The following is a 25,790-nucleotide window of genomic DNA, read 5'->3' as shown; positions in this document are numbered from 1 at the left end:
CCCGTATTGAACAAGTGTCTCAAGCGCGGGCACCATAACACAAATCACCGCGCGCCACGCATGGACAGATCGCGCCAAACCCGCTAGGACGCAAGCGTTTGTCATAAAGGAGCCCGCCGAATGTCCGATGACCGCCTGATTGTCGCCCTTGACGTGCCCAACGCCCTGCAGGGGCTGGCGATGGCCGAAAAGCTGGGGGACAGCGTGTCGTTCTACAAGATCGGGCTGGGGATGCTGACGGGCGGCGGGCTGGCGCTAGCCAATGAGCTGAAGCAGGATCACGGCAAGCGCATCTTTCTGGACATGAAGCTCTTTGACATCAGCAACACGGTGGAGAACGCGGTGCGCGGGCTGGCGCAGTTCGATCTGGATTTCTTGACCGTGCATGGCGATCCGCACGTGGTGCGGGCGGCCAAGGAGGGTGCAGCGGGCAAGGATCTGAAGATCCTTGCGGTGACCGTCCTGACCTCGCTGAACCGCGCCGATCTGGATGCGGGGCAGATCAAGCCGGGCGATGTGCAGGAGCTGGTGCTGGAGCGGGCCGCCCGGGCGTTCGAGGCCGGGGCGGATGGCGTTATCGCCAGCCCGCAAGAGGCCGCTTTGATCCGTGCCTTACCCGAGGCGGAGGGCCGTCTGATCGTCACCCCTGGTGTGCGCCCGGCGGGGGCTGCGGCGGGTGACCAGAAACGGGTGGCAACCCCGGCCCGTGCGATCGGCGACGGGGCCGATCACATCGTGGTGGGACGTCCGGTCTATCAGGCCGCCGATCCGAAGGCGGCGGTGGCGGCGATCCTGGAGGAGATGGGGTCGCTGCAGGTGCATTGAGGCCGGCCAACGGGCGAACCGAAACCGCCGCAGTTGACGATATTGCCGAACAGAGGGCGGCGCCCGACCGCGGGTGCGCGCTCCTGACTTTCGTGGTTTTCTCTTTATGGTACCGCCATATCTGACCTCCGAATGCACCACAAACGTCAACATAGCGCCCGCCCATAGGGGCGGTGTCGCCATTGTCGCTCGAACCAATGGCGCAACAAGGGCGACCGCTGCCCGGCGGCACTGCGTGCCTTGATTCCGGGCTTGGGCATGGATGGCTACGCCACCTCTAATGATGGCCAGGCGACCAACTCGGGCTGCGCCCTCCCAAGGTCGAGCGCGGCCCTTTGCGCTCTTATTCCCCTGTGCCCGCAAAAGCACATGATACAGGCAGGTTTTGGGGTGCAGGAAATCCGGACTACCACCAAGGGCGGTTTTGAGCGATTCTAAACCTGAGACACTCCCCAACGAACCGTCTCTTCCTGTGGTTCGTTACCTCCCCCCCGCCCACTTTGCGGGGGGATTTTCTGAGAAGACAGTGATTTATCCGGAGCCGCGCGCCGGTCAGGCCGATGCGGTCTGGCGGCGCAGGATCAGATAGCGCCGGATCTGATCGGCGAAATGCGGCACCGCCTTGGGGTGATCGGCATATTCCTCGGGCGGCATCAGGCGCCAGCCCTGCCCTTCGGAACCGAAGCGGACCCGGTCCACCGTTTCCGGCGGCAGGTGAGCCACGAAGAACCACACGTCGCCGCGCGGGCGGTGATAGGCGTTGCTCCAGGCGATATCGTCGGCACTGAGGCTCAGCCCGACCTCTTCGAGGGTCTCGCGCAGGGCACAGTCAAGCGGCGTCTCGCCATCCTCACGCCCGCCACCGGGGAAATCCCAGTGATCGGGATAGGGAATGTCGGGGTTGTCGTCCCGGCGGATCACCAGCAGATCGGGGCCCATGAAAAGGGCGATTTTCGCGCCTGAAAACTCCATGAAGGACTGCCTTGCCTTTGAACGATGCCGCGACTCGGGTTAGATATGGGCCGCTTATACCCCGAAACGAAACCTCATGCGCGTAAAAGAGTTGATGCCCGGCCTGTGTCGCGACTGCCTGACCTGTTTTGACGATGCACGGCGCTGTCCCGACTGCGGCAGCCCGAGGGTCACGCTGCATCCCGAGCTGTTCGATCTGACCATCGCGCATATGGATTGCGACGCCTTTTATGCCTCGGTGGAAAAGCGCGACAATCCGGAGCTTGCGGGCAAGCCAGTGATCATCGGGGGCGGCAAGCGGGGCGTGGTGTCGACCGCGTGTTACGTGGCGCGCATCCGGGGCGTGCGTTCGGCGATGCCGATGTTCAAGGCGCTGGCGCTGTGCCCCGATGCGGTGGTGATCAAGCCGCGCATGTCGGTCTATGCGGCGATCTCGAAACAGATCCGGGCGATGATGGATGAGCTGACGCCGGTGGTGGAGCCGCTGTCGCTGGATGAGGCGTTCATGGATCTGTCCGGCACTCAGCGGCTGCATGGTGCGCCGCCTGCTGTGATGCTGGCGCGGCTGGTCAGGCGGATGAAGGATGAGTTAGGGCTGACCGGCTCGATTGGCCTGTCCCACAACAAGTTCCTGGCCAAGGTAGCCTCGGATCTGGACAAGCCGCGCGGGTTTTCGGTGATTGGCAAGGCCGAGACCGCTGAGTTCCTGCATGACAAGCCGGTGCGGCTGATCTGGGGCATTGGCCCGGCGGCGCAGGAGTCGCTGGAGCGCGCTGGTATCCGCACCTTCTCCGACCTCCTGCGCTGGGAGCAGGAGGCGCTGACCGCGCGGTTCGGCTCGATGGGCTATCGGCTGTGGCATCTGGCGCGGGGACAGGACCGACGGAAAGTGTCGGCGCATGAGCCGATGAAGTCGATCAGCAACGAGACCACGTTTTTCGAGGACACCGCCAATACGGATGTGCTGGACGGGCATTTGTGGCGGATGGCCGAGAAGGTCTCGGACCGGGCCAAGGCCAAGGATCTGGCCGGGCGGGTGGTGACGCTGAAGCTGAAGAAGGCCAACCACAAGATCCTCACCCGGCGGGTGTCGCTGCGCGATCCGACGCAGATGGCGGACCGGATCTATCGGACCGCGCGGGGGCTGTTCGATCAGGTGGGCAATCAGGGGCCGTACCGGTTGCTGGGCTGCGGCCTGTCGGATCTGTGCGATGCCGAGCAGGCGGATGTCTCGGGCGATCTGCTGGACCCCGGCGCCACGCAGCGGACGGGCGCCGAGCGGGCCACGGACGAGATCCGCAAGCGGTTCGGAACGGATGCGATACTGAAAGGACGGGCGCTGCGGTAGCGGCCAAAACCCGGCGGGAGCGGTTATTCGGCGGCCAGCGGAACCTCGTCCCGCCCGATCCCCGCAATCTCTTCGATCACGCTGCGCAATGCGGTCCGGAAGGTGTTGAAATTGGCATTGGGCAGGATGCGCTCTTCGTCGATGTAAAGCGAGCGGTCAATCTCGACCTGCACCGCGTGCTGATGCCGGGACGGGCGGCCATAGGTCTGGGTCACATAGGCACCGGCAAAGGGCGTGTTGCGGGTGACGTTGAACCCGGCGGCGGCAAAAGCGGCCTCGATCCGGTCCACGACATCCGCACTGGCCGCGGCACCGAAGCGGTCGCCCAGCACGATCTCGGGGCAGGATGTCTTGCCACGGGCGAGACCGGCGACCGCCTCATGCGGCATCGAGTGGCAGTCGATCACGATGGCTTGCCCGAACGCATCGAACGACTCGGTCAGAAGCGATTGCAGCCGCGCGTGATAGGGCCGCCAGTAGGCGTTGATCCGGCGCTGCGCCTCGGACATCGGCAGTTTGCCGCTGTAGATCGCGCGCCCGTTCGCCACCACCCGTGGTATCACCCCCAGCCCCGAGGCCACCCGTGGATTGTGCCCGTGCTTGCGCGCGCCCTGCACCAGCGCCGGGTCCAGCTCCTCGACACTGCGGTTGAGGTCGAGATAGGCGCGCGGGACCGCCGCCTTGAGCAGCGGCGCGCCGAACTCGGCCGCCGGTTCGAAGAGCAGATCGACAAAGGCATCCTCGGACGACCGAATCGCGTGTCGGTCCAGAACAGAGCGCCGCAGGAAGTCCTGCGGATAGTCGCGACCGCTATGAGGCGAGGAAAAAACCACGCAGGAGCTGCGGTCTGCCGGGGCGCTGAGATGGTAGGCTGCGTTCTGCATGGTCACTCCTTGTCGGGAAGAAACATAGACCGGAAAATAGTTCTTCCAAAGCCCTTGATCCCCGCCGCGACTCCTTTTATAGACCCCTCCACCGGCGCGGAGTTCCGCGCCCCATTTCGTTATGGGGCAGGGCACGCAAAGGTTTCATGGGCGGTTAGCTCAGCGGTAGAGCACTTCGTTGACATCGAAGGGGTCACAAGTTCGATCCTTGTACCGCCCACCATGAATTCACTGTTCCGGCCCTTGCAAGAGGTCACCGGGGCACCCGCAACACGAAGGCGCTGGCCCGCGCCGAAGGAACAGGAGACAGGCCATGAAGGTCAAGAACTCGCTCCGCTCGCTGAAGAACCGGCACCGTGACTGCCGGGTCGTGCGTCGCAAAGGCCGCGTCTATGTGATCAACAAGACGCAGCGCAAGTTCAAAGCTCGTCAGGGCTGAGAAGCTCGCATACCGAGATGTACGAAAAGCCGCGCCTTCGGGCGCGGTTTTTTTGTTTTGGTGCTCGCGGGGATTGCGCCCAACGGAGGGACGCGCCCTCCCTCGGGTGGGCGCTCACGCGGCATGTGGTCAGCGGTTTATCTCTAAAGCCTCGGACGACGGCTGGACGATGCGCGGCGTCGCCAGTGCGCCCTCCCATGCGGGAGGGAGGGCGCGGCCCGGCAGCACTGCGTGCCTTTATTCCGGGCCAGGGCGGCGAAGATGCGTCATTTCCGGTCACGTGTTATCCTTTGGCCAGAACAACGGAGCGGGGATGACATGTCGGGATCGGACATCAAGGTTCTTGTGGGCACCACCAAGGGCACGTTCATCGTGAATGGAGGGGCGGACCGGTCCGGCTGGACGGTCAAAGGCCCCTATTGCGATGGCTGGTCGATCAACCATGTGATCGGCGACACCGAGACCGGCACGCTGTGGGCCGGGGGTGGCAGCGACTGGCATGGCGCGGGGGTCTGGCGCTCGGACGAAGGTGGCGAGAGCTGGGAGGTCACCCGGCTGACCAAGGGAGAGCAGGACGAGTGGGCCGCGAACGACCCGGGCTTTGCCGAGATGATCGGATGGACCGATGACCCGCTGCCCTTTGACGACCGGTTCTCGCAGATCTGGTCGCTGCGCTATGCGCATGGGACGCTGCTGGCCGGAACCAAACCCGCCCGGCTGCTGGCCAGCCGCGATGGCGGGCGCACGTGGGAGACATTGGACGGACTGACCAACCATCCTTCGGCGGACAGCTGGAACCCCGGCGGCGCGGGGCTGGTCCTGCACACCATCCTGTCCGATCCCGCCGATGCGCAAAAGCTGTGGGTCGGCATCTCGGCCGCCGGGGTCTTTGCCTCGGAGGATGGTGGCGAAACCTGGGAGCGGCGCAACCGGCTCTCGAACGCCGATGCCTGCGGGCATCACGACCATCCGGCGGCACCGCGGGACGGTGAGACCGGGCATTGCGTGCACAACATGATGCGGGCGAACGGGTCGGCGGATCTGCTCTATCAGCAGAACCACCACGGCGTCTGGCGCTCGGGCGACGGGGGCCGCAGTTGGGAGGATATCACCCAAGGCCTGCCCTCGACCTTCGGATTTCCGATCCATGTCCACCCCCGCGATCCCAACATGATCTGGACGCTGCCCCTGAACGGCGACAGCATCGGGCGCTATCCGCCGGATGCGGCGGCGGCGGTGTGGCGGTCCTGCGACGGCGGGCAGAGCTGGCAGGACCACCGGCAGGGGCTGCCGCAGGAGGGCTGTTTCTTCACCGTGCTGCGGCAGGCGATGGCGGGCGATACCCGCGATCCGGCGGGGATCTATTTCGGCACCAACAGCGGCTCGGTCTTTGCCAGCACCGATGAGGGCGCAAGCTGGGACGAGGTGGCCCGGCATCTGCCGACCATTCTGGCGGTCGAGGTGCTGGACCGGGCGTAGGACCCGGCGCTCTCAATTCCCATCGGCAGGAGCCCGCATGACCCGAACACCCAATGTCATCCTGATCCTTGCCGACGATATGGGATTTGCCGATCTCGGCTGCACCGGGTCCGAGATCAGAACCCCCAATATCGACGCGCTGGCGCGGGACGGCGCGCTGCTGACCGCGATGTATAACTGCGCCCGCTGCTGTCCGACGCGCGCCTCGCTGCTGACCGGGCTTTACCCGCACAATGCGGGGATCGGGCATATGGGCGCAGATCTGGGCACGCCCGCCTATCAGGGGTTCCTGCGCAATGACGCCGCCACCATTGCCGAGCATCTGCGCGCGGCGGGTTATCGAACCTGCATGTCCGGCAAGTGGCATGTGGGCGGTGACTTCATAGCGCGCGAGGTCGACAGCTGGCGGGTCGGCGATATCGACCACCCCACCCCGCGCCAGCGCGGGTTTGACCGGTTCTACGGCATCGTGGACGGGGTCACTCACTTCTTCTCGCCGCATTACATGCTTGAGGACGATGCCCGCGTCGATACTTACCCCGAAGACTTCTATTTCACGGATGCGATCACCGACAAAGCCATCGGGATGATCGAGGAATCGGTGGCGATGGAGCAGCCGTTCTTCCTGTATCTCGCGCATACCGCCCCGCATTGGCCGCTGCACGCCCATCCCGAGGACATCGCCCGCTATGACGGTGTGTACGACAAGGGCTGGGATGCGACGCGCACAGCCCGGCACGAGACGATGAATGCGATGGGGCTGTTTCAGACCAATTGGCAGATCAGCCCGCGCGACACGGACGTGCAGCCCTGGGCGGCGGAAACCAACCGCGACTGGGAAGCGCGCAAGATGGCGACCTATGCCGCCATGGTGGGCCGGATGGATCAGTCCATCGGCACGCTGATTGCCGCGCTGAAACGGCTGGGGCAGTTCGAGGATACCCTGATCCTGTTTCTCAGCGACAATGGCGGCTGTGCAGAATTCATGGCCGAGGATGGTTGGGCCAAGTTCTTTCCCGACACCACCCATGACGGACGCCGGATCGCCATGGGCAACCGCCCCGATGTCATGCCCGGCGATGCGCTGACCTATCAGAGCTATGACAAGCCGTGGGCCAATGTCTCGAACGCGCCGTTCCGGCTGTTCAAGCACTATGTGCACGAGGGCGGGATCTCGACCCCGCTGATCGCGCACTGGCCCCGGGGCTTTGCCCAGCAGGCGCCGGTGCATGCGGCCTGTCATGTCGTCGACCTCCTGCCGACGATCCTGGAGGTGACCGGCGCCGGGTATCTGAGTGAGCTGGGCGGGCACGCGATCCAGCCCTGTCAGGGTGAAAGCCTTGTGCCCCTGCTGCGCGGTCAGGCGTGGGAGCGCGAACAGCCGATCTTTTTCGAGCATGAGGGCAACGCGGCGATCCGTCTGGGCCAGTTCAAGCTGGTGCGCCTGCATGGCAAGGACTGGGAGCTTTATGATATCGAGGCGGACCGGACCGAGTTGCACGATCTGATCCATGGCGAGCAGGACCGCACGCGCGATCTGATCCGGCACTATCAGGACTGGGCGGACAAGACCGGCGTGATGGATTGGAACACCGCCCTGCCGCGATTGCTGGCGGCCTGGGAGATGGACAGCGCCGAAGGGTGACGCTTGCGACGATTTTGTCCGAGTAATTCTGTCGGAAATCCTTGCATCCAGCGTGGAATCGTATCATTGAGCAAATCAGTCGGGTTATTGCCCGTTGCACAAGAGATACTGGGACACGCCATGCTGAAATCTTCCACCTGCATCGCCGCCGCGCTGACGGCGCTGATCGCAACATCAGCCGCCGCCGACGGCGAGCTGAACCTCTATTCGTCGCGCCACTACGACACTGATGAGCGCCTTTATACCGATTTCGAAGAGGCTACCGGCATCACCATCAACCGCATCGAGGGCAAGGCCGACGAGCTGATCGCGCGGATGGAGGCCGAGGGCGCCAACTCACCCGCTGACGTGCTGCTGACCGTGGACACCTCGCGCCTGGCGCGCGCCAAGGAGGCGGGCATCCTGCAAGCCATCGACAGCGCGACGCTGGACGAGCGCATCCCTGCCAACCTACAAGATGCCGACAATCAGTGGTTCGGCTTCTCGCAGCGCGCGCGCATCATCTTTTACGACAAGAACGACGTGGCCAACCCGCCGGCGACCTATCTGGATCTGGCCAAGCCCGAATACAAAGGTCTGGTCTGCATCCGCTCGTCGACCAACACTTACAACCAGACGCTGCTGGCCTCGATCATCACCCATCACGGCGCCGAAGCCGCCAAGGACTGGGCCGCCGGCGTGGTCGACAACATGGCGCGCGAGCCGCAGGGCGGCGACACTGACCAACTGCGCGGCATCGTGTCGGGCGAGTGCGAGATTTCGGTGTCGAACTCGTATTACTACGCCCGGGCGCTGCGCAAGGACGTGAAGGGCCTGTCGGACGCGATCGACTCGGTGTCGGTGCAGTTCCCCTCGCAGGAGGCCGAGGGCGCGCATATGAACCTGTCGGGGGCCGGTGTGGCGGCGCATGCGCCGAACAAGGAAAACGCGGTCAAGTTCCTGGAATACCTCGCCGGTGAACAGGCGCAGGTCTATTTCTCGAACGGCAACGACGAATACCCCGCCGTCGCCGGGGTGCCACTGGCCGAGAACGTCTCGGCGCTGGGTGAGTTCAAGGCGGACGAGGTGAACCTGTCCGACGTCGCCAAGAACATCCCCGAAGCGCAGAAGATCTTTAACGAGGTCGGCTGGAAGTAATCTGCCTGAAAATCGGGCGTTCTGGGGCGCAGAGGGATTCTCTGTGCCCTTTTCTATTTACTTTCCATTCCAGTTCAGCGCAGCATTTCCGGATACGAGAATCTGTTTCGGATATGAGATATGCTGGATGATCTCTCCCACCGCCTGTCGCTACGCCTGAAGGAGCTGCGGCAGGGGCGTGGCTGGTCGCTGGATCAGCTTGCCGCGCAGAGCGGGCTGAGCCGGGCGACCCTGTCGCGGATGGAAAAGGGCGAGGTGAGCCCGACTGCCGAAAGCCTGGGTCGTTTGTGTGCCGCCTATGGCCTGCCGATGTCGCGGCTGCTGATGATGGTCGAGGAGACATTCGCGCCCAAGGTGCCCTACGAGCGGCAGACCGAGTGGACCGACCCCGAGACCGGCTATACCCGCCGTTCGGTGTCGCCGCCTGCCGGCGGACTGAGCGGTGAGGTACTGGAATGCCACCTGCCGCCGGGTACGCGGATCGCCTATGACGCGCCGCCGAAACCGGGGCAGGAGCATCATCTGATCATGCTCGACGGGGCGCTGACCCTGACCGTGGACGGCGTGCCCCATGCGCTGAGCGGCGGCGACTGCCTGCGCTATCACCTGTCGGGCACGACCGAGTTCGTCACCGCTCCGGCGCGCGGGGCGCGGTACATGCTGGTGCTGATATGATCCGGCGGCTGGAGCGCGCGGCGCTGCCGAAGGCGCTGGAGGATCTGACCGGCCTGTTGCGGGACTGCGTGCAGGCGGGGGCCAGCGTGGGGTTCATCCTGCCCTTCCCGGTGTCCGAGGCGCGGGCCTATTGGGCCGACCGGGTGTTTCCGTCCGTGGGACGCGGGGTGGAACTGTTTGCCGCCTGCGACGGGGCCCAGGTCGTGGGAACCGTGCATCTGGCCATGGCGGCGATGCCGAACCAGCCGCACCGCGCAGATGTGGCCAAGCTTCTGGTGCATCCCGAGGCACGGCGGCAGGGGCTGGGCCGGGCCCTGATGCAGGCGCTCGAGGCACGGGCGCGAGAACTGGGCAAGACGCTGCTGGTGCTGGATACGCGCAGCGGTGACCCCTCGCAGGCGCTGTATCAGGGGCTGGGATATGAGGTGGCGGGAGAGATTCCGAACTATTGCCGCAACCCGCTCGAGGAGGTCTATGAACCGACCACCTATCTCTACAAGGTGCTGGCATGACGGGGGTTCTGATCCTGGCCGTGATCGCGGGCGGCGCGCTGATCGCGGCACAGGGACCGATCTATACCCGCATGGCCGGGATGCTGGGCGGCCCGGTGCAGGCGGCGACGCTGGCCTTTGCCGTGGGCGCGGCGGCGCTTTTGGCGCTACTCACTGCCGTTGGCGGCCCGTTTCCCCGGCGTGCGGAGATGGCAGCGGTGCCTTTATGGGTGTGGGCTGGCGGGTTGATCGGGGTCTATGTGGTGCTGGTCTCGATCCTCGCCGTGCCGCGGTTGGGTGTAGCCTCGTACATGGTCTGCGTGATCCTGGGGCAGCTTGCGGCAAGCTATGCCTATGACCGGGCGGGAGCGTTTGGGATGGCGGCGCGGGAGTTCTCGGCAGCCAATCTGGCCGGGCTGGCAATGGTGGGCGCCGGGTCGGTGTTGGTGGTCTGGCGTTAAAACAACGAGATACAAGCGCATCGATAGTCATTTTTGGTGTCTTTACGAACAGTTATCCTATGAATATTCGTCTTCTTGGACCTGATGCCCAACCCACTTGGAATGCGAAATGCCGGACCCTGGAACGGACAGAAGTACAACGCGCGCATACACCACCCGGGAGCGGGCGCGTGCGGTGAACATTGCTGCTTTTCTGGGATGCCTGAGTTTTGCCGGCCCGTTTGCTTTTGCGGCTCCCCGCTTGTTCTTTCTGATCATGTTGTGCGGTCTACCAATCGCATTTGCCTTTTGCTGGATCGTTGCGGCACCGGTTCTTTATTGTGTTATGCGAAAGCCGCTATCCTGGTTGAGAGCAGTGGTTTGGGGTGCTTTGATTTCGGCATTGATTGGCGGCGTTTATGGTTTGTTGTTGTCTCCACGCCGCTTGATTGTTCCGCAAAGCTCCGGTGGCGATGCCGGCGACCTCTATAACTGGCATTATTCCACAGCCACGTGGCTGGATATCCTCCAATACTGTTTACCTTTCATGTTCCTGGGCGCAGTTGTGGCGTTGATCGTCAGGGCGATCATAGGCCCGGGCAAGAGAGGGGCGCATGTTTAAGCTCCCCAAGTTTCAACGCGAACCAACCTGCCCAGAGATCGCGTCTTACCATGCTATAGATGGATCTGGGGTCGCCTTTACCTAACGGTTGCGCCCGACCTGACGACAGATCAGGATCACCGGCAGCAGCCCCACGGCAACGATGACCAGCGAGGGCACCGCCGCCCCTTCGAGCCTCTCGTCCGAGGCCAGCCGGTAGGCCTGCACCGCCAGCGTGTCGAAGTTGAAGGGGCGCATGATCAGCGTCGCGGGCAGTTCCTTCATCACGTCGACAAACACGATCAGCAGCGCGGTCAGCAGCGAGGGCGTCAGGATCGGCAGATGTACCCGGCGAAGGGTGCCGAACGGGGTCTGGCCCAGCGAGCGGGCAGCGGCGTCCATGTTTGAATGCACCATGCTCTGCCCGCCTTCATAGGCGCCCAGCGCCGCCGCCAGAAACCGCACCATGTATGCCGCGACCAGCAGCCAGATCGAACCGGTAAGCAAAAGCCCGGTGGAGATGTCGAACGTGGCCCGCATCCATGCATCCAGCGCGTTGTCGAAGGCGGCGAAGGGCACGATCAGGCCCACGGCGATGACGCCGCCGGGCACCGCATAGCCGAGCCGCGCCAGATAAGCCGCCGCGGCCGAGTTGCGGCCCGGTTTCAGGCGCTGGAAGAACCCCACGCAGATCGCGGCGCAGACGGTGACGAAGGCGGCGGTTCCGGCCAGTGTCAGCGAGTTGCGGATGAAGCCGACATAGCGCTTCGACAGCAGGTTTTGCTCCGAATCCATCCCCATTTGCACCAGGATCACCACCGGCAGCAGAAAGCCCAGCACCACCGGAATGGCGCACAGGATGAACGCCGCGACCGCCTGCCAGCCGTGGAGGTGCGAAGCGGGCATCGCCGCGTGGCGCTTGCCCGACTGGTAGTATTTCGCCTTGCCGCGCTGGGTGCGCTCGATCACTGCAAGCAGCAGCGCGAAGCTGAGCAGGCACAGCGCCAGCTGCGCCGCCGCCGCCCGGTCGGCCATCGAGAACCAGCTGGTATAGATGCCGGTGGCAAAGGTCTGGACGCCGAAATAGGCGACGGTTCCGAAATCGGCGATGGTCTCCATCACCGCCAGCAGCACACCGCCCGCAATCGCCGGGCGTGCCATCGGCAGCGAGACCTTCCAGAAGGCCGACCACGGGCTCGACCCCAGCGCGCGGGCTGCAAGAAAGGCGGTGGCGCTTTGCTGCAGGAAGGCGGCGCGGGCCAGCAGATAGACGTAAGGGTAGAGCACGAGGATCAGCATGATCGCGGCGCCCTCGGTCGAGCGGATCTCGGGGAACCAGTAGTCGCGTGGGCCCCAGCCGGTCACCTGCCGCAGCGTGGATTGCACGATGCCCGGATGATCCAGCACGAAGGTGTAGGCATAGGCCAGTACATAGGCGGGAAAGGCCAGCGGCAAGACCAGCGCGATCTCCATGAAACGGACGCCGGGAAAGCGGGTCATGGTCACCAGCCAGGCCGCGCCGACGCCCAGACAGAAGGTGCCGCAGGCCACCAGACCCACCAGCAGCAGCGTGGTCAGCGCATAGCCGGGCAGCACCGTTCCGATCAGATGCGAGATCGTATCCGTCCCGCCGGTGATCGCCGCCAGCGCCACCGCCAACATCGGCAACAGGCAGGCCGCCGCCACAGCAAAGGCGATCCCCCCCAGCACCCGAGTGCCGAGCGCGTTGCGGTGGCGTGAGCCCTGTTCTGAGTATTCGATATCGGCCATGCGGGTCGGTTGCGGGATTGCCTTTGCCTCTTATTCGACCAGATTGGTCGGAAATACCAGTGCCCACGCCGGATAATCGCATGGCCAGAGCCAAAATGCCGCCGCAGCGCGGCCGGGGTCGGGCCGAGGGCGTGCACGGATCTTTAGATTGCAGGATGCCCCGGACGGTCGCTTAGCCGGTTTTCATCGGTGCGCTACGGATCTCGCTCTTTTCGATGATGATCGCGGACGGGCTTAATAGGCCCCAATCCCGGGCTCCTCGAAGAACGCGCGGATATCGTCGAAGACCTCGGGCCTGGACACGAACAGGACATGCCCATGGCCGGGATAGCCCAGGATGCGCGGGTTACCGAGCTTGCGGGCGAAGCGCAGGGTCTGGGCAGGGCGGAAAACCGGATCGCTGGTCCCGACGAAGAACCGGATCCGGTCGGCATCCAGCACCCGCGTCGGCGGCAGGCGCCAGCGGCGCAGATCGCGGGTCTGGGCGCGGCTGAGCGCAATGTCGGGCTGGATCAACCTGTCACGCTCCTGCTCGAGCAGTTGCGCGGCTCGTTTGCGCCGGTCGGGGTCGCGCAGCCCGTCGCGACCGAAAAGAAGGGTCTTGTAATATTCCGGCCAGATCCGGTTGAGGTCGAGACTGCCGCTGCGAAGAGCCGCCGCAAGGATATCGGCGGCACCATTCAGCGCGGTGCGCAGGCCGCCTGCTTGCTCGACTGCTGAGGACATCGCCGCCACGCGGGTGTCGTCGCGGTCGATCCCGGTTGCGGCGATCAGGGCGACGGGGGCGCCGGTCGAATAGCCGATCAGCCTGATTTTCTTGCCGGGGTGACGATTGGCAAAGGCGGCGATCTCGGCCGCGGCCTGAGAGATGACCAGATCGTAATCCGGCGGCGCTCCGTCCATGCCGGGAAAGCGGTAGTAGACCGGCGCATAGCCCGACGGCGTCCAAGTGCGGACCGGGTCGAAGATCTCGCCTGGGGTCAGGACGCCCGGCAGCAGGAACACGATACTGTGCGCCCGGGCCAGTTCTTCCTGACGATAGACGAAAGGGTCGGGTGCGGATGGCGGCCGGGGCTGCGGGGCGGAACAGCCCAAGAGCAGGCCCAGTATCGACAGAACCCTGATCACCCGCATCATCGCGCCGCCCCTGCCATCGGCCAAGGATACCTCGGATCGGGGCGATGGCAAGCGGGGCGGCCAGGGCCGAACCGGTCAGTCGTAGACGCGCTGATCCTCGATCACCAGCCCGTCCTTGGGCAGAGAGCCGGGGGCCACGACCTCGACCGCGCCTTTGAGTTTCAGCACCTCGACCACCGATCTGGCATAGGCGTCGTCATTGCCGCAGGGGCTCTCGATCTGGACGGTCATCGCGTCCATCTCGCCCTGGCGCGAGGCGATGACGCGGGCCTTGACGATCTCGTCATGTTTCTCGACCAGCGCGGCCACTTGCTCGGGGCGCACGAACATGCCCTTGATCTTGGTGGTCTGATCGGCGCGGCCCATCCAACCCTTGATCCGCATGTTGGTGCGGCCGCAAGGGCTCTGCCCCGGCATCATCGCAGACAGGTCGCCGGTGGCGAAGCGAATGAGCGGATAGTCGGGATTGAGCGAGGTCACCACGACCTCACCCACCTCACCCGGGGCCACGGGGGTTCCGGTGCCGGGGGTGACGATCTCGACGATGACATGCTCGTCCACGATCATCCCCTCCATCGCCGGGCTTTCATAAGCGATGTTGCCCAGATCGGCGGTGGCGTAGCTTTGCAGGCAGGTGATGCCGCGATCGGCATATTCCTGGCGCAGGGAGGGGAACAGCGCCCCGCCGCCGACGGCGGCCTTGGAGAAGTTCAGCGCCACGCCCATCTCGTCGGCCTTGTCTAGGATCACCTTGAGGTAATCCGGCGTGCCTGCGTAGGCCGTACAGCCCACGTCGCGGGCGGCGGTCACCTGCAACTCGGTCTGGCCGGTGCCGGCGGGCAGTACGGCGGCACCGACGGCCCGGGCACCGTTTTCAAAGATCATGCCCGCAGGGGTCAGGTGATAGCCGAAGCAGTTCTGCACGATATCGCCCTGCCCGATCCCGGTGGCGTGCAGAAAGCGGCCCATGCGCCACCAGTCGTGGTCCACTCCGCCCGGTTCATAGATCGGACCCGGAGACTGGAAGATATGCGCGAACCCATGCGCAGGTTTGACCGTGAAACCGCCAAAGGGCGGATGCTCGGCCTGTGCCCGGCTAAGCTCGGATTTGCGCAATACCGGCAGGGCGGCCAGCGCCTCGGTGCTGGTGACGGCGGCAGGGTCGGCATCTGCCAGCGCGGCAAAGCCGGGCGCGGCCTTGGCCCGTGCGATTTGTTCGGGCAGCGCCTTGGCGATATCCGAGGCGCGTTGATCCGCGCTGCGGGTCTCGAGGGCATCATAGTGAACGGTCGTCATGACAAGTTTCCCTGAGCTGTCTGCTGAGCGGGTTTGGGAGGAAAACGCCAGGCAAGGAGTATTCCGAAGCCGATGATCAGGATGTGCGGAAGCAGCACCGTGCTGTTCCAGAACGCCTTGAGGTAACCTGAAAGGGAAACCTTGTCGAAACCGGTTGCCCAGGTTTCAAACCCTTGCAACGGAGCCCCGGCAAGATCGCCCAGCCCGATCTTGGGATTGTCGGCTATCTGACGGAAAACCTCTTCGATCTCGCCGATGCGCAGCAGATACCCGTGCTGAAGCGCCTTCCACAAGGTGTCGAGAGCAAGGAATGGCAGGACCGAGCAGGCGGCGATCAGCACGGCCAGACGGCCCGGACGGTCGGGCGGTTTCGCCAGATAGGCCGCCAGGATCGACGCCATGCCGACGGTGACGCTCCACCCTTTGATCAGGAGGCTCTGATTGTTGTAATCCTCGTAGGTCTTCACGAGAAGCAGATACTCTTTTTCGTAGAGACCTATGAAATCCGCGAGGGTGACTGGATCCGCCATTGGCTCACAACCACCTCTTGCGGCGGCGGTAGGACCGCACGTCGCGGAAGCTTTTGCGCCCTTCATCCGACATGCCGAGGTAAAACTCCTTGACGTCCGGGTTCTCGCGCAGCTCGGCGGCGGGGCCGTCCATCACCACACGGCCCGATTCCAGGATATAGCCGTAATGGGCAAAGCGCAGGGCCACATTGGTGTTCTGCTCGGCCAGCAGGAAGGATACGCCCTCTTTCTCGTTGAGGTCCTTCACGATGCCGAAGATCTCCTCGACGAGCTGCGGCGCCAGACCCATCGAGGGTTCGTCCAGCAGGATGGTCTCGGGCCTGGACATCAGCGCGCGGCCCATCGCCACCATCTGCTGCTCGCCGCCCGAGGTGTAGCCCGCCTGAGAGCGGCGGCGTTCCTTGAGGCGGGGGAAATAATTGTACACCAGCTCCAGATCCTGCTGGATGTTGGCCTTGCCGTCCTTGCGCGTATAGGCGCCGGTCAGCAGGTTTTCCTCGACGGTCAGGTGTTCGAAGCAGTGGCGCCCCTCCATCACCTGGATCACGCCTTTCTCGACCAGATCGGCCGGGTCGCTTTCATGGACGCTCTGGCCGCGATACTTGATCGAGCCCTTGGTGACCTCGCCCCGTTCGGAGTGCAGCAGGTTCGACACCGCCTTGAGCGTGGTGGTCTTGCCCGCGCCATTGCCTCCAAGCAGAGCGGTGATGCCGCCCTTGGGCACGGTGAGGCTGACGCCCTTGAGCACGAGGATCACGTGGTTGTAGATCACCTCGATATTGTTGACCTCAAGCAGGGTGTCGGCCTGCACGTCGGTGGTATTTGCCGCATCCAGCATCTTCAACTCCCTCAGAATTCGTTAATCTTGTTTTTCAGCTGATCCTTGTTCAGCCATTTGATCGGTCCGGTTTCGGTCATGGATTTGCCCGCCTCGAACAGGAAATTGGTTATGCAGGCGTCAAACAGGGGATCGGGGCTTGTGCAGGTATCCGGTGGAATCCGCGGTGCCATCAGGGCCCGGAAACCCCATTTGTTCTTCTCTACCACGCGGATCACCCGACCGATTGAGTCGCGAAACCCCTGATCATTGACCAATTGAAAATTGCGCTGGGCTAGCTTTATCAACTGGGCGCTTTGTTCGGTCTGGTTGACGACAAGGTCACCGTTGACGAGCATCGTGACCCTAACGTCGAACTTTCGGCCTGTGCTTTGCGTGGCGAATTTCTGTGCCCTGGCCAGGCGTTCCAGGAAGACATGCTGCCGAACACCCGCATCCGCATAGAGTGACCCCCCGATGCGCCGCGGTGGAAACAGAACCGGGATCGCAGAACTGGCCAGGACCGCCTCGGTGAGGCATTCCTTGCGTTGAGCGAGATCATCTTGTGTGACCGTGAGATACTGGCCGATATCCAACACCTCGAACTTGCCATTGTCGAGGTTGACCGCGCCGAGCACCACGGTGTTGACTATTTGACCTTTTGTGCTGGTATCAGCGCGTCCTTTGATCGCGTCCAGAAGTGGCTTGTCTATCCTATCGCTGACGCGCCTGCGGAGCTTCGCCGTTGAATAGAGTGAGCTTGAACCCGGAAGCGTCCAGAATGGCCTCTGCGTCAGGACATCCTTGGTCGAGATGCCCACATTCCCCTTAAGCCTGTCATCAAAGTCCTTCCCGGCAAAGGCCGGCGGAGCAATCACGGCACCAGCACTGGCGCCGGTCACGATGTTGAATTTCGGACGTTCGCCTTCGGGCCATCCGGTCAACACCCCGGAGGAAAACGCACCATATTGGCCGCCGGTGGTCATTGCCAGAACGTCGATTGGAATGCCGGTCTTGGGCACGGCGAATCCCGCGACTTGCGCTGCCTGCGCTTCGAGAACGCGGACGAACGGATCGGTCGTGGAGTCAGCGCCCCTAAAATCGGGAGCCGGGGAATAGGGTCGGACAAGCCCCGTGCATGCCGGGCCATCGATTACGGGCTCGCCACACGCGGCGAGCATCAGCAATGCGCCCAACATCATTCCTGCTTTTGTCTGGAGCATGTCCAGCATTAGCGTTCGTCCTCATGCCTGTCCCTTGCGGGACTTGTCCGGTTCGGAGCGGCAAGGCACCTGCCGCCCCGGGTGTTTGTCCGTCCCGGCGCCGGGCCGGGACAGGCTCGGCTTAGTTGCAGCCCGCCGAGATGTTGTTTTCCGAGGCGTAGGCGCCGGAATCTTCTTCGATCAGTGCACCGATCACTTCGCCATCGGTGGGTTTGAAGTCGGAGATCAGCGACCATGTCTTGTTGGCCGCATCCCACTGGGTCACACCAACCAGCGCGTCGCCGCCGTGGTTTTCGCAGGTAACCGAGAACGCCGGACCAAAGTTGGGCAGGCCCAGTTCGGTCATCTTGGCTTCGGTCATCTCCAGCGCTTCCATGCCGTCCCGCATCATTGCAGACGTGATGTCGGCGGTGCCGTGGATTTCCTGTGCCTTCTTGGCGGCTTCCGCCGCCAGCATCGCGGCATAGAGACCCCGGTTGTAGAGCACGGTACCGACTTGATCGCCTGCGCCGGCCGCTTTGCCCGCGTCGATCACGTGGGTCTTGAGGTCGTCAAAGACCGGGAAGTCGGTGCCCACATTGTGGAAGGTCAACGCCTTGTAGCCGTTGGCGGCTTCGCCGGCGGGCATCACGTCATGCTCGGCGCCCGACCACCAGATACCGATGAAGTTCTCCATCGGGAAGCGGATGTTCGCAGCTTCTTGCACGGCGACCTGGTTCATCACGCCCCAGCCCCACATCAGGACATAGTCGGGACGGTCGCGGCGGATCTGCAGCCACTGCGACTTCTGCTCCTGACCCGGATGATCCACCGGCAGCGCGACCAGTTCATAGCCGTGCTTCTTGGACAGCTCCTCAAGCGTGCGGATCGGTTCCTTGCCATAGGCCGAATTGTGGTAGACCAGCGCGATTTTCTTGCCGCTCAGGTCGCCGCCGTTTTCGTCCAGCAGGTAGTTGACCGCGCCCGAAGCGCCATCCCAGTAGTTGGCGGGATAGTTGAAGGTGTGGCTGAACACGGTGCCGTTCTTGGCCGAGGTGCGGCCGTAACCCATCGAGTGGATCGGAATATCATCCACCGTGGCTTTGGGGATCAACTGATAGGTGATCCCGGTCGAGAGCGGCTGATAGACCAGCGCGCCTTCGCCCTTGGTGGATTCGTAGCACTCCACACCTTTTTCGGTGTTATAGCCAGTTTCGCATTCGATCACCTTGATGGGAACGCCGCCGATGCCGCCATCACGCTCGTTCAGCAGGGTGAAATAGTCGGCATAGCCATCCGCAAACGGGATACCGCCCGCAGCATAGGGGCCGGTGCGATAGCTGAGCGACGGGAACACGAGGTCGGCCATCGCCGGGCCTGCGGCCATCAGGGCGCTCAGCGCCACGGTTGCCAGTTTCTTGTTCATCGGGTTTCTCCTCCCTTGGTTTGTCCGATGTTGGGTCGGGGCTCTCCAGCGGCCCCCTTCGATGTAGGCGGCCCTAGTGCGGGAAGGGCCAGAGCCTGAGTTTTTCCTTGGCCACGCGCCACAGCTGCGCCAGCCCGTGCGGTTCGAGGATCAGGAACATGACGATCAGCGCGCCCACGATCACCAGCTGCAGATGCGCAACGATATCGGTGGGCCAGCCCAGCATGTCGGCGCCCACGACCTTGAGCACCACCGGCAGCAGCACCAGGAACGCCGCCCCGGCAAACGAGCCGAAGATCGAGCCCAGCCCGCCGATGATCACCATGAACAGCACCAGGAACGATTTCTGGATACCGAAGGCCTCGCCGACCTCGACCGCGCCCAGATAGACCGAGAAAAACAGCGCCCCCGAGACGCCCACAAAGAAGGAGCTGACGGCAAAGGCGGTCAGCTTGGCCTTGAGCGGGTTGACCCCGATGATCTCGGCGGCGATGTCCATGTCGCGGATCGCCATCCAGCTCCGGCCGGTGGTGCCGCGGGTCAGGTTGCGGGCGATCAGCGCGCAGACCGTCAGGAAGATCAGGCAGAACAGGTAGGTGGCCCAGGCCGGCGCGTTGGGGCCGGTGATGATGATGCCGAACACGTCACGCTCGGGCGCGTTGATCTGACCCGAGGCCGAGTAGTTGTAGAACCACGGCACCCGGTTGAAGAGCCAGACGAGAAAGAACTGCGCCGCCAGCGTGGCCACGGCAAGGTAGAAGCCCTTGATCCGTAAGCTTGGCAGGCCGAACAGCACGCCGACCAGCGCGGTGATGCCGCCCGCAAGGATCACGTGGATGAACATGGAGACATCGGGAAAGGCGGTCATCAGCTTGTAGCAGGCATAGGCCCCCACGGCCATGAACCCGCCGGTGCCCAGCGAGACCTGCCCGCAATAGCCCACCAGGATATTCAGCCCGATCGCCGCGATGGCATAGATCAGAAACGGCAGCAGCAGAGCATTGGCCCAGTAGTCGTTGATGAAGAAGGGTATGATGCCGAAGGCCACGGCCAGCACAAAGTAATACCGGTACCGGTCGAACCTGATCGGAAAGGTCTGGCTGTCATCCCTGTAGGAGACTTTGAAATCTCCGGCTTCACGGTAGAACATGGCTTACTTTCCCCATTCTTCCTGCGCCCGCTCGCGGGCCGCGGCATCCAGTTGTTTCGACGATTTGGCGTAGCCGCTCTGCTCGGTGACCCGCACCAGCTTCATGTAGGCCACGACGCCCGTGACCAGCCCGGCGAAGGCAAGGACCGCGGCAACGACAAGCTGGGTGTCGGTCAGCCCTTCGGCGGTGAGAGCGAGATAGCCGAAAGCCCAGAACCCCGCCCAGGCGATGACGTTGACGATGGCGATCAGCTTGTTCATGCGGGGACCTCCCATTCGCCGGGGGCCGCGTCATTCCGACCCCACCTGCGTCCAAACAAGAATGTCCTCAAATCGCGCTGACTGATGATTTCAAAATAGTGAGCCATGTAGCGTTGCATTATTCCGCTCCCTCAGAAGCTCTGGGGGTTTTTCTTTCAAACCAGGCCGCTCCAAGCAGGGAAACAAGAACGGCGCCGTAGAAACCTATCAACACCATAAGATCTGCCGACAGATCGGATCCCGTCGCCGCAGCTGCCGTTTCTTCGGAAGCAAACACCCTCATTGCTGTCTGCCCGACAAACCCGATCACGACTGCCGTCCAGACAAGCAGCACCCCGCCCGAGATCCAACCCATCCGCCAATCAGTCTTTGCCGTAGGCCACACCAAGCAAAAGGCAGCAAAACAGAGCAGCAGGATAGACACTGTGTTGCCAATATTGTCTGCCGATCCAAGCGCAGCTTTCACACTCAACCCGACGTACAAAAAGAACCCAGCGGCACAGAGTGCCAGACCCGTCACGACAAGCGCGATCATGGCCGCCCCTTGACGAAACTTCTGCAGGTCATACCCGTTCAATGATCTTCTCCCCGAACAGACCCTGCGGGCGGAACACCAGGAAGATCAGCGCCAGCACATAAGCGAACCAGTTCTCGGTGGCGCCGCCCACCAGGGGACCGATGGCAAACTCAAACAGCTTCTCGCCCACGCCGATGATCAGCCCGCCGACGATGGCGCCGGGGATCGAGGTGAACCCGCCCAGCATCAGCACCGGCAGCGCCTTGAGCGCGATGAGGCTCAGCGAGAACTGCACGCCCGACTTGGTGCCCCACATGATGCCCGCGACCAGCGCGACAAAGCCCGCGACCGACCAGACCATGATCCAGATGAAGTTCAGCGAAATGCCCACCGACAGCGCCGCCTGATGGTCGTCCGCCACCGCGCGCATCGCCCGGCCCTGCTTGGTGTATTGGCTGAACGCCACAAGGGCCGCCACCAGCAGCGCCGCGATGACGGTGGCCACGATGTCCAGATTGTCGATGAAAAAGCCGTAGCCGAAGATGTTGAACGTGGTCTCGTCGATCCACAGGTTGATGCCCTGCGGAAGGCCCACATCCAGTGTCTTGATCTCGGAGCCCCACATCAGGTCGGCCACACCCTCAAGGAAATAGGCCAGACCGATGGTGGCCATGAACAGGATGATCGGTTCCTGCCCCACCAGATGCCGCATCACAAAGCGCTGCACAGCCCAGGCCAGCAGCACCATCACCGCCATGGTCAGCAGGATCGCCAGCGCCCCGGGTATGTTCCAGCCGAAATGCGTGACATGCCCACCGAAGATCGCGTTGATCAGATGCGCAAACGGCACCTGCCCCTGCATGATCCCCACCAGCGTCATCGCCGCAAACAGCGCCATCACGCCTTGGGCATAGTTGAAGATGCCGGACGCCTTGTAGATCAGCACAAAGCCCAGAGCCACCAGCGCATAGAGCACCCCGGCCATCAGGCCGTTCAGGATGACCTCCATCGCGAATACGAGTTGTTCAGGCATACTTAAGAGTCCTCATTCGCTATTCGCCACATTCAGAATAACCTCCCGGAGACGAAGCTGCGCGGAAGTACACGGCTTTCGATTTTCGAAAGTACCGGACGCGGATGCCCAAATCCGTTGGTCCCTTTACCTTGTCCTCAACGCAAGCACCGAAGGTGAAATTAGTCTCCGTGAATGGTCGAATTCGAGACAGCCCTAAGGATTCAGCCCTTTTCAGCATTGCGGCTGCAAAAAAACCAAATTCTTGCTCTCCGACATTTATTACTTCAAAGCCACACGTATCCTCTTGGCCGGGGTTGTCCCTGCTACTGAGCTTGATAAAAATGTCCGCCTCGTTTTCGGTCAGATGCAGCCTTCCGTCATGAATTGATTTGAACAAGGCACCTTCGAACGACCTGTATCCGCCGACTTCCAGAACTGTTGACAGGCATTTTTGACTCAAGTTTTCATAGTCTTCGGCCGTATGCCCCGCATAAGCAGATCCTGTCATTGCCATCAAAACATGAGCGCTAGCTACCATTGAGTAGAGGCTTCGACACAACTTTTCTGAGCGCCGGTGTCGGCTGGTCACCAAGTTGTGCAAACGGCGAGCTTCAGTCATGGCTCACCCCCAGATAGGCGTCGATGACCTCCTGGTTGTTGCGCACCTCGTCGGGGGTGCCGTCGCCGATCTTCTTGCCGTAATCCATCACCACGACCCGGTCGCTCAGATCCATCACCACGCCCATGTCATGCTCAATCAGCGCGATGGTGGTGCCGAACTCGTCATTCACGTCGAGGATGAAGCGGGACATGTCCTCTTTCTCTTCGACATTCATGCCGGCCATGGGCTCGTCCAGCAGCAGCAGCTTGGGCTCGGCGGCCAGCGCCCGGGCCAGTTCCACCCGCTTTTTTAGCCCGTAGGGCAGGCGCGCGACCGGCGTCTTGCGGATGTGCTGAATTTCCAGAAAGTCGATGACCTTCTCGACCATTTCGCGGTTCTCGGTCTCTTCCCGCTCGGCCTTGCCCATCCACAAGGCCTGCTGAAAGATGTTGGTTTTCATGTAGTTGAGCCGCCCGGTCATCACGTTGTCCAGCACGCTCATGCCCTCGAACAGGGCAATGTTCTGGAACGTCCGGGCGATGCCCTGCCGCGCCACCTCATAGGGGCGCATCTGAGGGCGTTTGGCACCACGGAACCAAACCTCACCCTCCTGCGGGACATAAAACCCCGAGATCACGTTCAGCATCGAGGACTTGCCCGCCCCGTTGGGTCCGATGATGGCGCGGATCTCGCCCTCGCGAAAGTCGAACGAGATATCCTTGATCGCCACCACACCGCCAAAGCGCAGGGTGATGTTCTTCATCTCCATCACCACGCCGCCGATCTTGCGGCCGTCCTCGGTGACATATCCTTCGGATGCATCAAGCATCGGCTACTCCCTGAACTGCGCGGAAACGGGATGGCGGGCGGGGCGATGACCGCAGGTCGAGCGGCGCACGGCCGGACCTCATTCCGCCGCCACCTTGTGCTGTGCCACCGGCACGACCGCGGCATCGACGATGTTCAGCGTCGCGCTGATCGAGCCCTTGCGGCCGTCCTCATAGGTCACCTCGGTCGTGGTCGAAATCGTGTCCGACCCGTCATAAAGCGCGGTGATGATGTCGTCGTACTTGTCCTCAACGAAGCCCCGGCGCACCTTGCGGGTGCGGGTGATTTCGCCGTCATCGGCATCCAGTTCCTTGTGCAGCACCACGAAACGATGCACCTGGCAGCCCGACAACATCTCATCCGCCGCGACCGAGCGGTTGACCTCTTCCACATGGCTCTGGATCGATGCCAGTACCTTGGGGTGGCCCGCCAGTTCCTGATACGAGGCATAGGCGATGTTGTTGCGCTCGGCCCAGTTGCCGACCGCCGTCAGGTCGATATTGATAAAGGCGACGCAGCGGTCCTTGCCGTTGCCGAACAGCACGACTTCAAGAATGTCGGGATAAAACTTGAGCTTGTTCTCGACATATTTCGGCGCGAACATCGAGCCGTTGGCCATCTTCCCCACATCCTTGGCACGGTCGATGATGCGCAGATGGCCTGAACCTTCCTCGATAAACCCCGCATCACCGGTGGCGACCCAGCCCTCGGCATCCTTGGTCGAGGCGGTGGATTCGGGGTTCTTGTAATATTCGACGAACACCCCGGGCGAGCGGTAGTGGATTTCGCCATTGTCGTCGATCTTGATTTCCACATCCGGCGCCGGAACGCCCACCGTGTCGGCGCGCACCTCGCCATCGGGCTGCACGGTGATGAACACCGTCGCCTCGGTCTGGCCATAGAGCTGTTTGAGGTTGATGCCGAGCGAGCGGTAGAAGTCGAATATCTCGGGCCCGATCGCCTCACCGGCCGTATAGCCCACACGGATGCGGCTGTACCCCAGAGTGTCCTTGAGCGGTCCGTAAACCAGAAGGTTGCCCAGCTGATATTTCAGCCGGTCCATGAACCCGACCGGATTGCCGTCGAGGATGTCGCCGCCGACCTTCTTGGCGTGACTCAGGAAGTGGTGGAACATCCGGCGCTTCAGCGCGCCCGCATCCTCCATCCGGATCATCACATTGGTCAGCTGGGTTTCGAACACGCGGGGCGGGGCGAAAAAGTAAGTCGGCCCGATCTCGCGCAGATCGGTCATCATCGTGTCCTGGCTTTCCGGGCAGTTCACGCAGAAGCCGCACCAATAGGCCTGACCGATGGAAAAGATGAAATCGCCCACCCAGGCCATCGGCAGGTAGGACAGGATGTTCTCGCCCCGGGTCAGATGGTCGAAATCCGCCGAGTTCTTGGCGCTTTCGATCACGTTGCGGTTCGACAGCACCACGCCCTTGGGCTTGCCGGTTGTTCCGCTGGTGTAGAGCATCACGCAGGTGCTGTCATAGGTCAGCCTGGCCTGACGGTCCTGCAGGTCGGTGATCCACTCATCCCGCGCGGCACGGCCCTGATCCTGCACATGGGAATACTGATGCAGCGTGTGATGGTCGTATTTCCGCAGGCCACGCGGGTCGAGGTAGAGCACATGCTCCAACTGGTGCAGTTCGTCCTGCACCTCGATCACCTTGTCGACCTGCTCCTGATCGCTGGCGATCACGAAGCGCGCGCCGCAATGGCCCAGCACATAGGCCATCTCTTCGGCGACCGCGTCCTGATAGACCGGCACCGGCACCGCGCCCACCGATTGCACGGCGACCATGGACCAGTAGAGATAGGGGCGGTTGCGGCCGATGATGGCAACGAAATCGCCCTCGTTCACGCCGAGATTGATCAGGCCCAGCGCCAGCGCCTCGATCTCTTTCGCTGTTTCAGCCCAGGTCCAGCTCTGCCAGATGCCGAATTCCTTTTCCCGATAGGCCGGAGCATCCCCGAACTGGGTCGCGTTGCGATGAAGCAGTGCCGGAAGGGATTGCAACCCTTCGGCGCCCGACTGCGTCTGAGCCAATGTCTTTCTCCTCCCCTTTCCGGCCCCATCCCGGACCGAACGCGATCGCCGATGCGATTCTGCCCCGATTAGGGACGGCCCCAACGGTCGGCGTCAACTTTTTCCTGATGTTTTCCCAAATCTTACGAATTGTAACAGCCTTCACCCGAGCGGGCGCTTGCCTGTTACACCTGCCCATGTCCCGCGCGGGCAGCGACCGAAAGGCCCCTACCCCCGGCGCACATCCGGTGCTAGGCCTATGTCCCGGGGAG

The 25,790-nt window shown here is 62.9% G+C and carries 26 protein-coding genes and 1 tRNA gene; 11 read left to right on the top strand and 16 right to left on the bottom strand.

Annotated elements, in window-relative coordinates:
* The first annotated feature begins 120 nt into the window (after positions 1–120).
* Positions 121–825 (top strand): orotidine-5'-phosphate decarboxylase, encoded by a 705-nt coding sequence (gene pyrF / locus AB3N21_RS16615; RefSeq protein WP_367936268.1) that lies wholly within the window; start codon positions 121–123, stop codon positions 823–825.
* 552 nt (positions 826–1,377) lie between these two features.
* Here the strand turns inward: pyrF and AB3N21_RS16610 are convergent.
* Positions 1,378–1,797: an NUDIX hydrolase gene (locus tag AB3N21_RS16610; protein ID WP_367936267.1), complete on the bottom strand. Its 420-nt coding sequence runs from the start codon at positions 1,795–1,797 to the stop codon at positions 1,378–1,380.
* Positions 1,798–1,891: 94 nt separating this feature from the next.
* Between AB3N21_RS16610 and AB3N21_RS16605 the strand changes: the two genes are divergently transcribed.
* Positions 1,892–3,145: a DNA polymerase IV gene (locus tag AB3N21_RS16605; protein WP_367936266.1), complete on the top strand. Its 1,254-nt coding sequence runs from the start codon at positions 1,892–1,894 to the stop codon at positions 3,143–3,145.
* A 23-nt stretch (positions 3,146–3,168) separates the two neighbouring features.
* Here AB3N21_RS16605 and AB3N21_RS16600 read toward each other — a convergent pair whose 3' ends face one another.
* The gene (locus AB3N21_RS16600) at positions 3,169–4,029 is read right to left on the bottom strand and encodes an N-formylglutamate amidohydrolase (protein WP_171177668.1); all 861 of its coding nucleotides are present in this window, start codon (positions 4,027–4,029) and stop codon (positions 3,169–3,171) included.
* A gap of 148 nt (positions 4,030–4,177) precedes the next feature.
* Here AB3N21_RS16600 and AB3N21_RS16595 point away from each other — a divergent pair.
* The 9 genes from AB3N21_RS16595 (at position 4,178) to AB3N21_RS16555 (ending at position 10,957) form a co-directional block, all read left to right on the top strand.
* Positions 4,178–4,252: transfer RNA gene (locus tag AB3N21_RS16595), tRNA-Val, on the top strand.
* A gap of 90 nt (positions 4,253–4,342) precedes the next feature.
* Positions 4,343–4,468 carry a type B 50S ribosomal protein L36 gene (ykgO, locus tag AB3N21_RS16590; protein ID WP_005648635.1) on the top strand — a complete coding sequence of 42 codons (126 nt, stop codon included), beginning with the start codon at positions 4,343–4,345 and terminating at the stop codon, positions 4,466–4,468.
* Positions 4,469–4,786: 318 nt separating this feature from the next.
* Positions 4,787–5,947 (top strand): exo-alpha-sialidase, encoded by a 1,161-nt coding sequence (locus AB3N21_RS16585; protein ID WP_367936265.1) that lies wholly within the window; start codon positions 4,787–4,789, stop codon positions 5,945–5,947.
* 37 nt (positions 5,948–5,984) lie between these two features.
* Positions 5,985–7,592, top strand: coding sequence for an arylsulfatase (locus tag AB3N21_RS16580; protein WP_367936264.1), 1,608 nt, complete (start codon positions 5,985–5,987; stop codon positions 7,590–7,592).
* A 120-nt stretch (positions 7,593–7,712) separates the two neighbouring features.
* On the top strand, positions 7,713–8,729 hold the full coding sequence (locus tag AB3N21_RS16575; protein ID WP_367936263.1) for a Fe(3+) ABC transporter substrate-binding protein: 1,017 nt from the start codon (positions 7,713–7,715) through the stop codon (positions 8,727–8,729).
* Between the two features lie 120 nt (positions 8,730–8,849).
* On the top strand, positions 8,850–9,404 hold the full coding sequence (locus tag AB3N21_RS16570; protein WP_367936262.1) for a helix-turn-helix domain-containing protein: 555 nt from the start codon (positions 8,850–8,852) through the stop codon (positions 9,402–9,404).
* Positions 9,401–9,916, top strand: a complete 516-nt coding sequence (locus AB3N21_RS16565; protein ID WP_367936261.1) for an N-acetyltransferase family protein — start codon at positions 9,401–9,403, stop codon at positions 9,914–9,916. Before AB3N21_RS16570 ends, AB3N21_RS16565 begins: the two co-directional genes overlap by 4 nt.
* Positions 9,913–10,356: a DMT family transporter gene (locus AB3N21_RS16560; protein ID WP_367936260.1), complete on the top strand. Its 444-nt coding sequence runs from the start codon at positions 9,913–9,915 to the stop codon at positions 10,354–10,356. Before AB3N21_RS16565 ends, AB3N21_RS16560 begins: the two co-directional genes overlap by 4 nt.
* A 175-nt stretch (positions 10,357–10,531) precedes the next feature.
* The gene (locus AB3N21_RS16555) at positions 10,532–10,957 is read left to right on the top strand and encodes a hypothetical protein (protein ID WP_367936259.1); all 426 of its coding nucleotides are present in this window, start codon (positions 10,532–10,534) and stop codon (positions 10,955–10,957) included.
* 81 nt (positions 10,958–11,038) lie between these two features.
* On the opposite strand, the gene AB3N21_RS16550 is transcribed toward AB3N21_RS16555, so the two are convergent.
* The 14 genes from AB3N21_RS16550 to AB3N21_RS16485 all read right to left on the bottom strand — a co-directional run bounded on the left by AB3N21_RS16550 (position 11,039) and on the right by AB3N21_RS16485 (position 25,539).
* Positions 11,039–12,706 carry an ABC transporter permease gene (locus AB3N21_RS16550; protein ID WP_367936258.1) on the bottom strand — a complete coding sequence of 556 codons (1,668 nt, stop codon included), beginning with the start codon at positions 12,704–12,706 and terminating at the stop codon, positions 11,039–11,041.
* A 234-nt stretch (positions 12,707–12,940) separates the two neighbouring features.
* Positions 12,941–13,867 carry an alpha/beta fold hydrolase gene (locus AB3N21_RS16545; RefSeq protein WP_367936257.1) on the bottom strand — a complete coding sequence of 309 codons (927 nt, stop codon included), beginning with the start codon at positions 13,865–13,867 and terminating at the stop codon, positions 12,941–12,943.
* A gap of 51 nt (positions 13,868–13,918) precedes the next feature.
* A complete protein-coding gene (locus tag AB3N21_RS16540) occupies positions 13,919–15,139 on the bottom strand; it encodes a phenylacetate--CoA ligase family protein (RefSeq protein ID WP_367936256.1) in 1,221 nt (406 codons plus the stop codon).
* A complete protein-coding gene (locus AB3N21_RS16535) occupies positions 15,136–15,669 on the bottom strand; it encodes a hypothetical protein (protein ID WP_367936255.1) in 534 nt (177 codons plus the stop codon). Before AB3N21_RS16535 ends, AB3N21_RS16540 begins: the two co-directional genes overlap by 4 nt.
* 4 nt (positions 15,670–15,673) lie before the next feature.
* Positions 15,674–16,507, bottom strand: coding sequence for an ABC transporter ATP-binding protein (locus AB3N21_RS16530; RefSeq protein ID WP_171177688.1), 834 nt, complete (start codon positions 16,505–16,507; stop codon positions 15,674–15,676).
* An 11-nt stretch (positions 16,508–16,518) separates the two neighbouring features.
* Entirely contained in the window at positions 16,519–17,718 is a 1,200-nt protein-coding gene (locus tag AB3N21_RS16525) for a patatin-like phospholipase family protein (RefSeq protein WP_367936254.1), read from the bottom strand.
* Between the two features lie 112 nt (positions 17,719–17,830).
* Positions 17,831–19,114, bottom strand: a complete 1,284-nt coding sequence (locus AB3N21_RS16520; protein WP_367936253.1) for an ABC transporter substrate-binding protein — start codon at positions 19,112–19,114, stop codon at positions 17,831–17,833.
* 73 nt (positions 19,115–19,187) lie between these two features.
* Positions 19,188–20,264, bottom strand: coding sequence for a branched-chain amino acid ABC transporter permease (locus AB3N21_RS16515; RefSeq protein WP_367936252.1), 1,077 nt, complete (start codon positions 20,262–20,264; stop codon positions 19,188–19,190).
* A 3-nt stretch (positions 20,265–20,267) separates the two neighbouring features.
* Complete coding sequence (locus tag AB3N21_RS16510; RefSeq protein ID WP_367936251.1) at positions 20,268–20,525, bottom strand: hypothetical protein; 258 nt, start codon at positions 20,523–20,525, stop codon at positions 20,268–20,270.
* A 118-nt stretch (positions 20,526–20,643) separates the two neighbouring features.
* On the bottom strand, positions 20,644–21,060 hold the full coding sequence (locus AB3N21_RS16505) for a hypothetical protein (RefSeq protein WP_367936250.1): 417 nt from the start codon (positions 21,058–21,060) through the stop codon (positions 20,644–20,646).
* A gap of 28 nt (positions 21,061–21,088) precedes the next feature.
* A complete protein-coding gene (locus AB3N21_RS16500; RefSeq protein ID WP_367936249.1) occupies positions 21,089–22,075 on the bottom strand; it encodes a branched-chain amino acid ABC transporter permease in 987 nt (328 codons plus the stop codon).
* 19 nt (positions 22,076–22,094) lie between these two features.
* Positions 22,095–22,676: a hypothetical protein gene (locus tag AB3N21_RS16495; protein WP_367936248.1), complete on the bottom strand. Its 582-nt coding sequence runs from the start codon at positions 22,674–22,676 to the stop codon at positions 22,095–22,097.
* Positions 22,669–23,487: an ABC transporter ATP-binding protein gene (locus tag AB3N21_RS16490; RefSeq protein WP_367936247.1), complete on the bottom strand. Its 819-nt coding sequence runs from the start codon at positions 23,485–23,487 to the stop codon at positions 22,669–22,671. Before AB3N21_RS16490 ends, AB3N21_RS16495 begins: the two co-directional genes overlap by 8 nt.
* 78 nt (positions 23,488–23,565) lie before the next feature.
* Positions 23,566–25,539 (bottom strand): AMP-binding protein, encoded by a 1,974-nt coding sequence (locus tag AB3N21_RS16485; RefSeq protein WP_367936246.1) that lies wholly within the window; start codon positions 25,537–25,539, stop codon positions 23,566–23,568.
* Positions 25,540–25,790: the final 251 nt, after the last annotated feature.

Origin of the sequence: Ruegeria sp., from assembly GCF_040830605.1 — a bacterium.
In the GTDB taxonomy this organism is placed as follows: Bacteria; Pseudomonadota; Alphaproteobacteria; order Rhodobacterales; family Rhodobacteraceae; genus Ruegeria.
The sequence above is the reverse complement of the archived record's forward strand: the minus strand, read 5'-3'. Positions and strand labels throughout refer to the sequence as shown.

Bases quoted from the DNA above. Each gene is read 5' to 3' on its own strand.
- pyrF (WP_367936268.1), top strand. From the start codon at position 121: ATGTCCGATGACCGCCTGATTGTCGCCCTTGACGTGCCCAACGCCCTG.
- AB3N21_RS16610 (WP_367936267.1), bottom strand. From the start codon at position 1,797: ATGGAGTTTTCAGGCGCGAAAATCGCCCTTTTCATGGGCCCCGATCTG.
- AB3N21_RS16605 (WP_367936266.1), top strand. From the start codon at position 1,892: ATGCCCGGCCTGTGTCGCGACTGCCTGACCTGTTTTGACGATGCACGG.
- AB3N21_RS16600 (WP_171177668.1), bottom strand. From the start codon at position 4,029: ATGCAGAACGCAGCCTACCATCTCAGCGCCCCGGCAGACCGCAGCTCC.
- ykgO (WP_005648635.1), top strand. From the start codon at position 4,343: ATGAAGGTCAAGAACTCGCTCCGCTCGCTGAAGAACCGGCACCGTGAC.
- AB3N21_RS16585 (WP_367936265.1), top strand. From the start codon at position 4,787: ATGTCGGGATCGGACATCAAGGTTCTTGTGGGCACCACCAAGGGCACG.
- AB3N21_RS16580 (WP_367936264.1), top strand. From the start codon at position 5,985: ATGACCCGAACACCCAATGTCATCCTGATCCTTGCCGACGATATGGGA.
- AB3N21_RS16575 (WP_367936263.1), top strand. From the start codon at position 7,713: ATGCTGAAATCTTCCACCTGCATCGCCGCCGCGCTGACGGCGCTGATC.
- AB3N21_RS16570 (WP_367936262.1), top strand. From the start codon at position 8,850: ATGCTGGATGATCTCTCCCACCGCCTGTCGCTACGCCTGAAGGAGCTG.
- AB3N21_RS16565 (WP_367936261.1), top strand. From the start codon at position 9,401: ATGATCCGGCGGCTGGAGCGCGCGGCGCTGCCGAAGGCGCTGGAGGAT.
- AB3N21_RS16560 (WP_367936260.1), top strand. From the start codon at position 9,913: ATGACGGGGGTTCTGATCCTGGCCGTGATCGCGGGCGGCGCGCTGATC.
- AB3N21_RS16550 (WP_367936258.1), bottom strand. From the start codon at position 12,706: ATGGCCGATATCGAATACTCAGAACAGGGCTCACGCCACCGCAACGCG.
- AB3N21_RS16540 (WP_367936256.1), bottom strand. From the start codon at position 15,139: ATGACGACCGTTCACTATGATGCCCTCGAGACCCGCAGCGCGGATCAA.
- AB3N21_RS16535 (WP_367936255.1), bottom strand. From the start codon at position 15,669: ATGGCGGATCCAGTCACCCTCGCGGATTTCATAGGTCTCTACGAAAAA.
- AB3N21_RS16530 (WP_171177688.1), bottom strand. From the start codon at position 16,507: ATGCTGGATGCGGCAAATACCACCGACGTGCAGGCCGACACCCTGCTT.
- AB3N21_RS16525 (WP_367936254.1), bottom strand. From the start codon at position 17,718: ATGCTGGACATGCTCCAGACAAAAGCAGGAATGATGTTGGGCGCATTG.
- AB3N21_RS16520 (WP_367936253.1), bottom strand. From the start codon at position 19,114: ATGAACAAGAAACTGGCAACCGTGGCGCTGAGCGCCCTGATGGCCGCA.
- AB3N21_RS16515 (WP_367936252.1), bottom strand. From the start codon at position 20,264: ATGTTCTACCGTGAAGCCGGAGATTTCAAAGTCTCCTACAGGGATGAC.
- AB3N21_RS16510 (WP_367936251.1), bottom strand. From the start codon at position 20,525: ATGAACAAGCTGATCGCCATCGTCAACGTCATCGCCTGGGCGGGGTTC.
- AB3N21_RS16505 (WP_367936250.1), bottom strand. From the start codon at position 21,060: ATGATCGCGCTTGTCGTGACGGGTCTGGCACTCTGTGCCGCTGGGTTC.
- AB3N21_RS16500 (WP_367936249.1), bottom strand. From the start codon at position 22,075: ATGCCTGAACAACTCGTATTCGCGATGGAGGTCATCCTGAACGGCCTG.
- AB3N21_RS16495 (WP_367936248.1), bottom strand. From the start codon at position 22,676: ATGACTGAAGCTCGCCGTTTGCACAACTTGGTGACCAGCCGACACCGG.
- AB3N21_RS16490 (WP_367936247.1), bottom strand. From the start codon at position 23,487: ATGCTTGATGCATCCGAAGGATATGTCACCGAGGACGGCCGCAAGATC.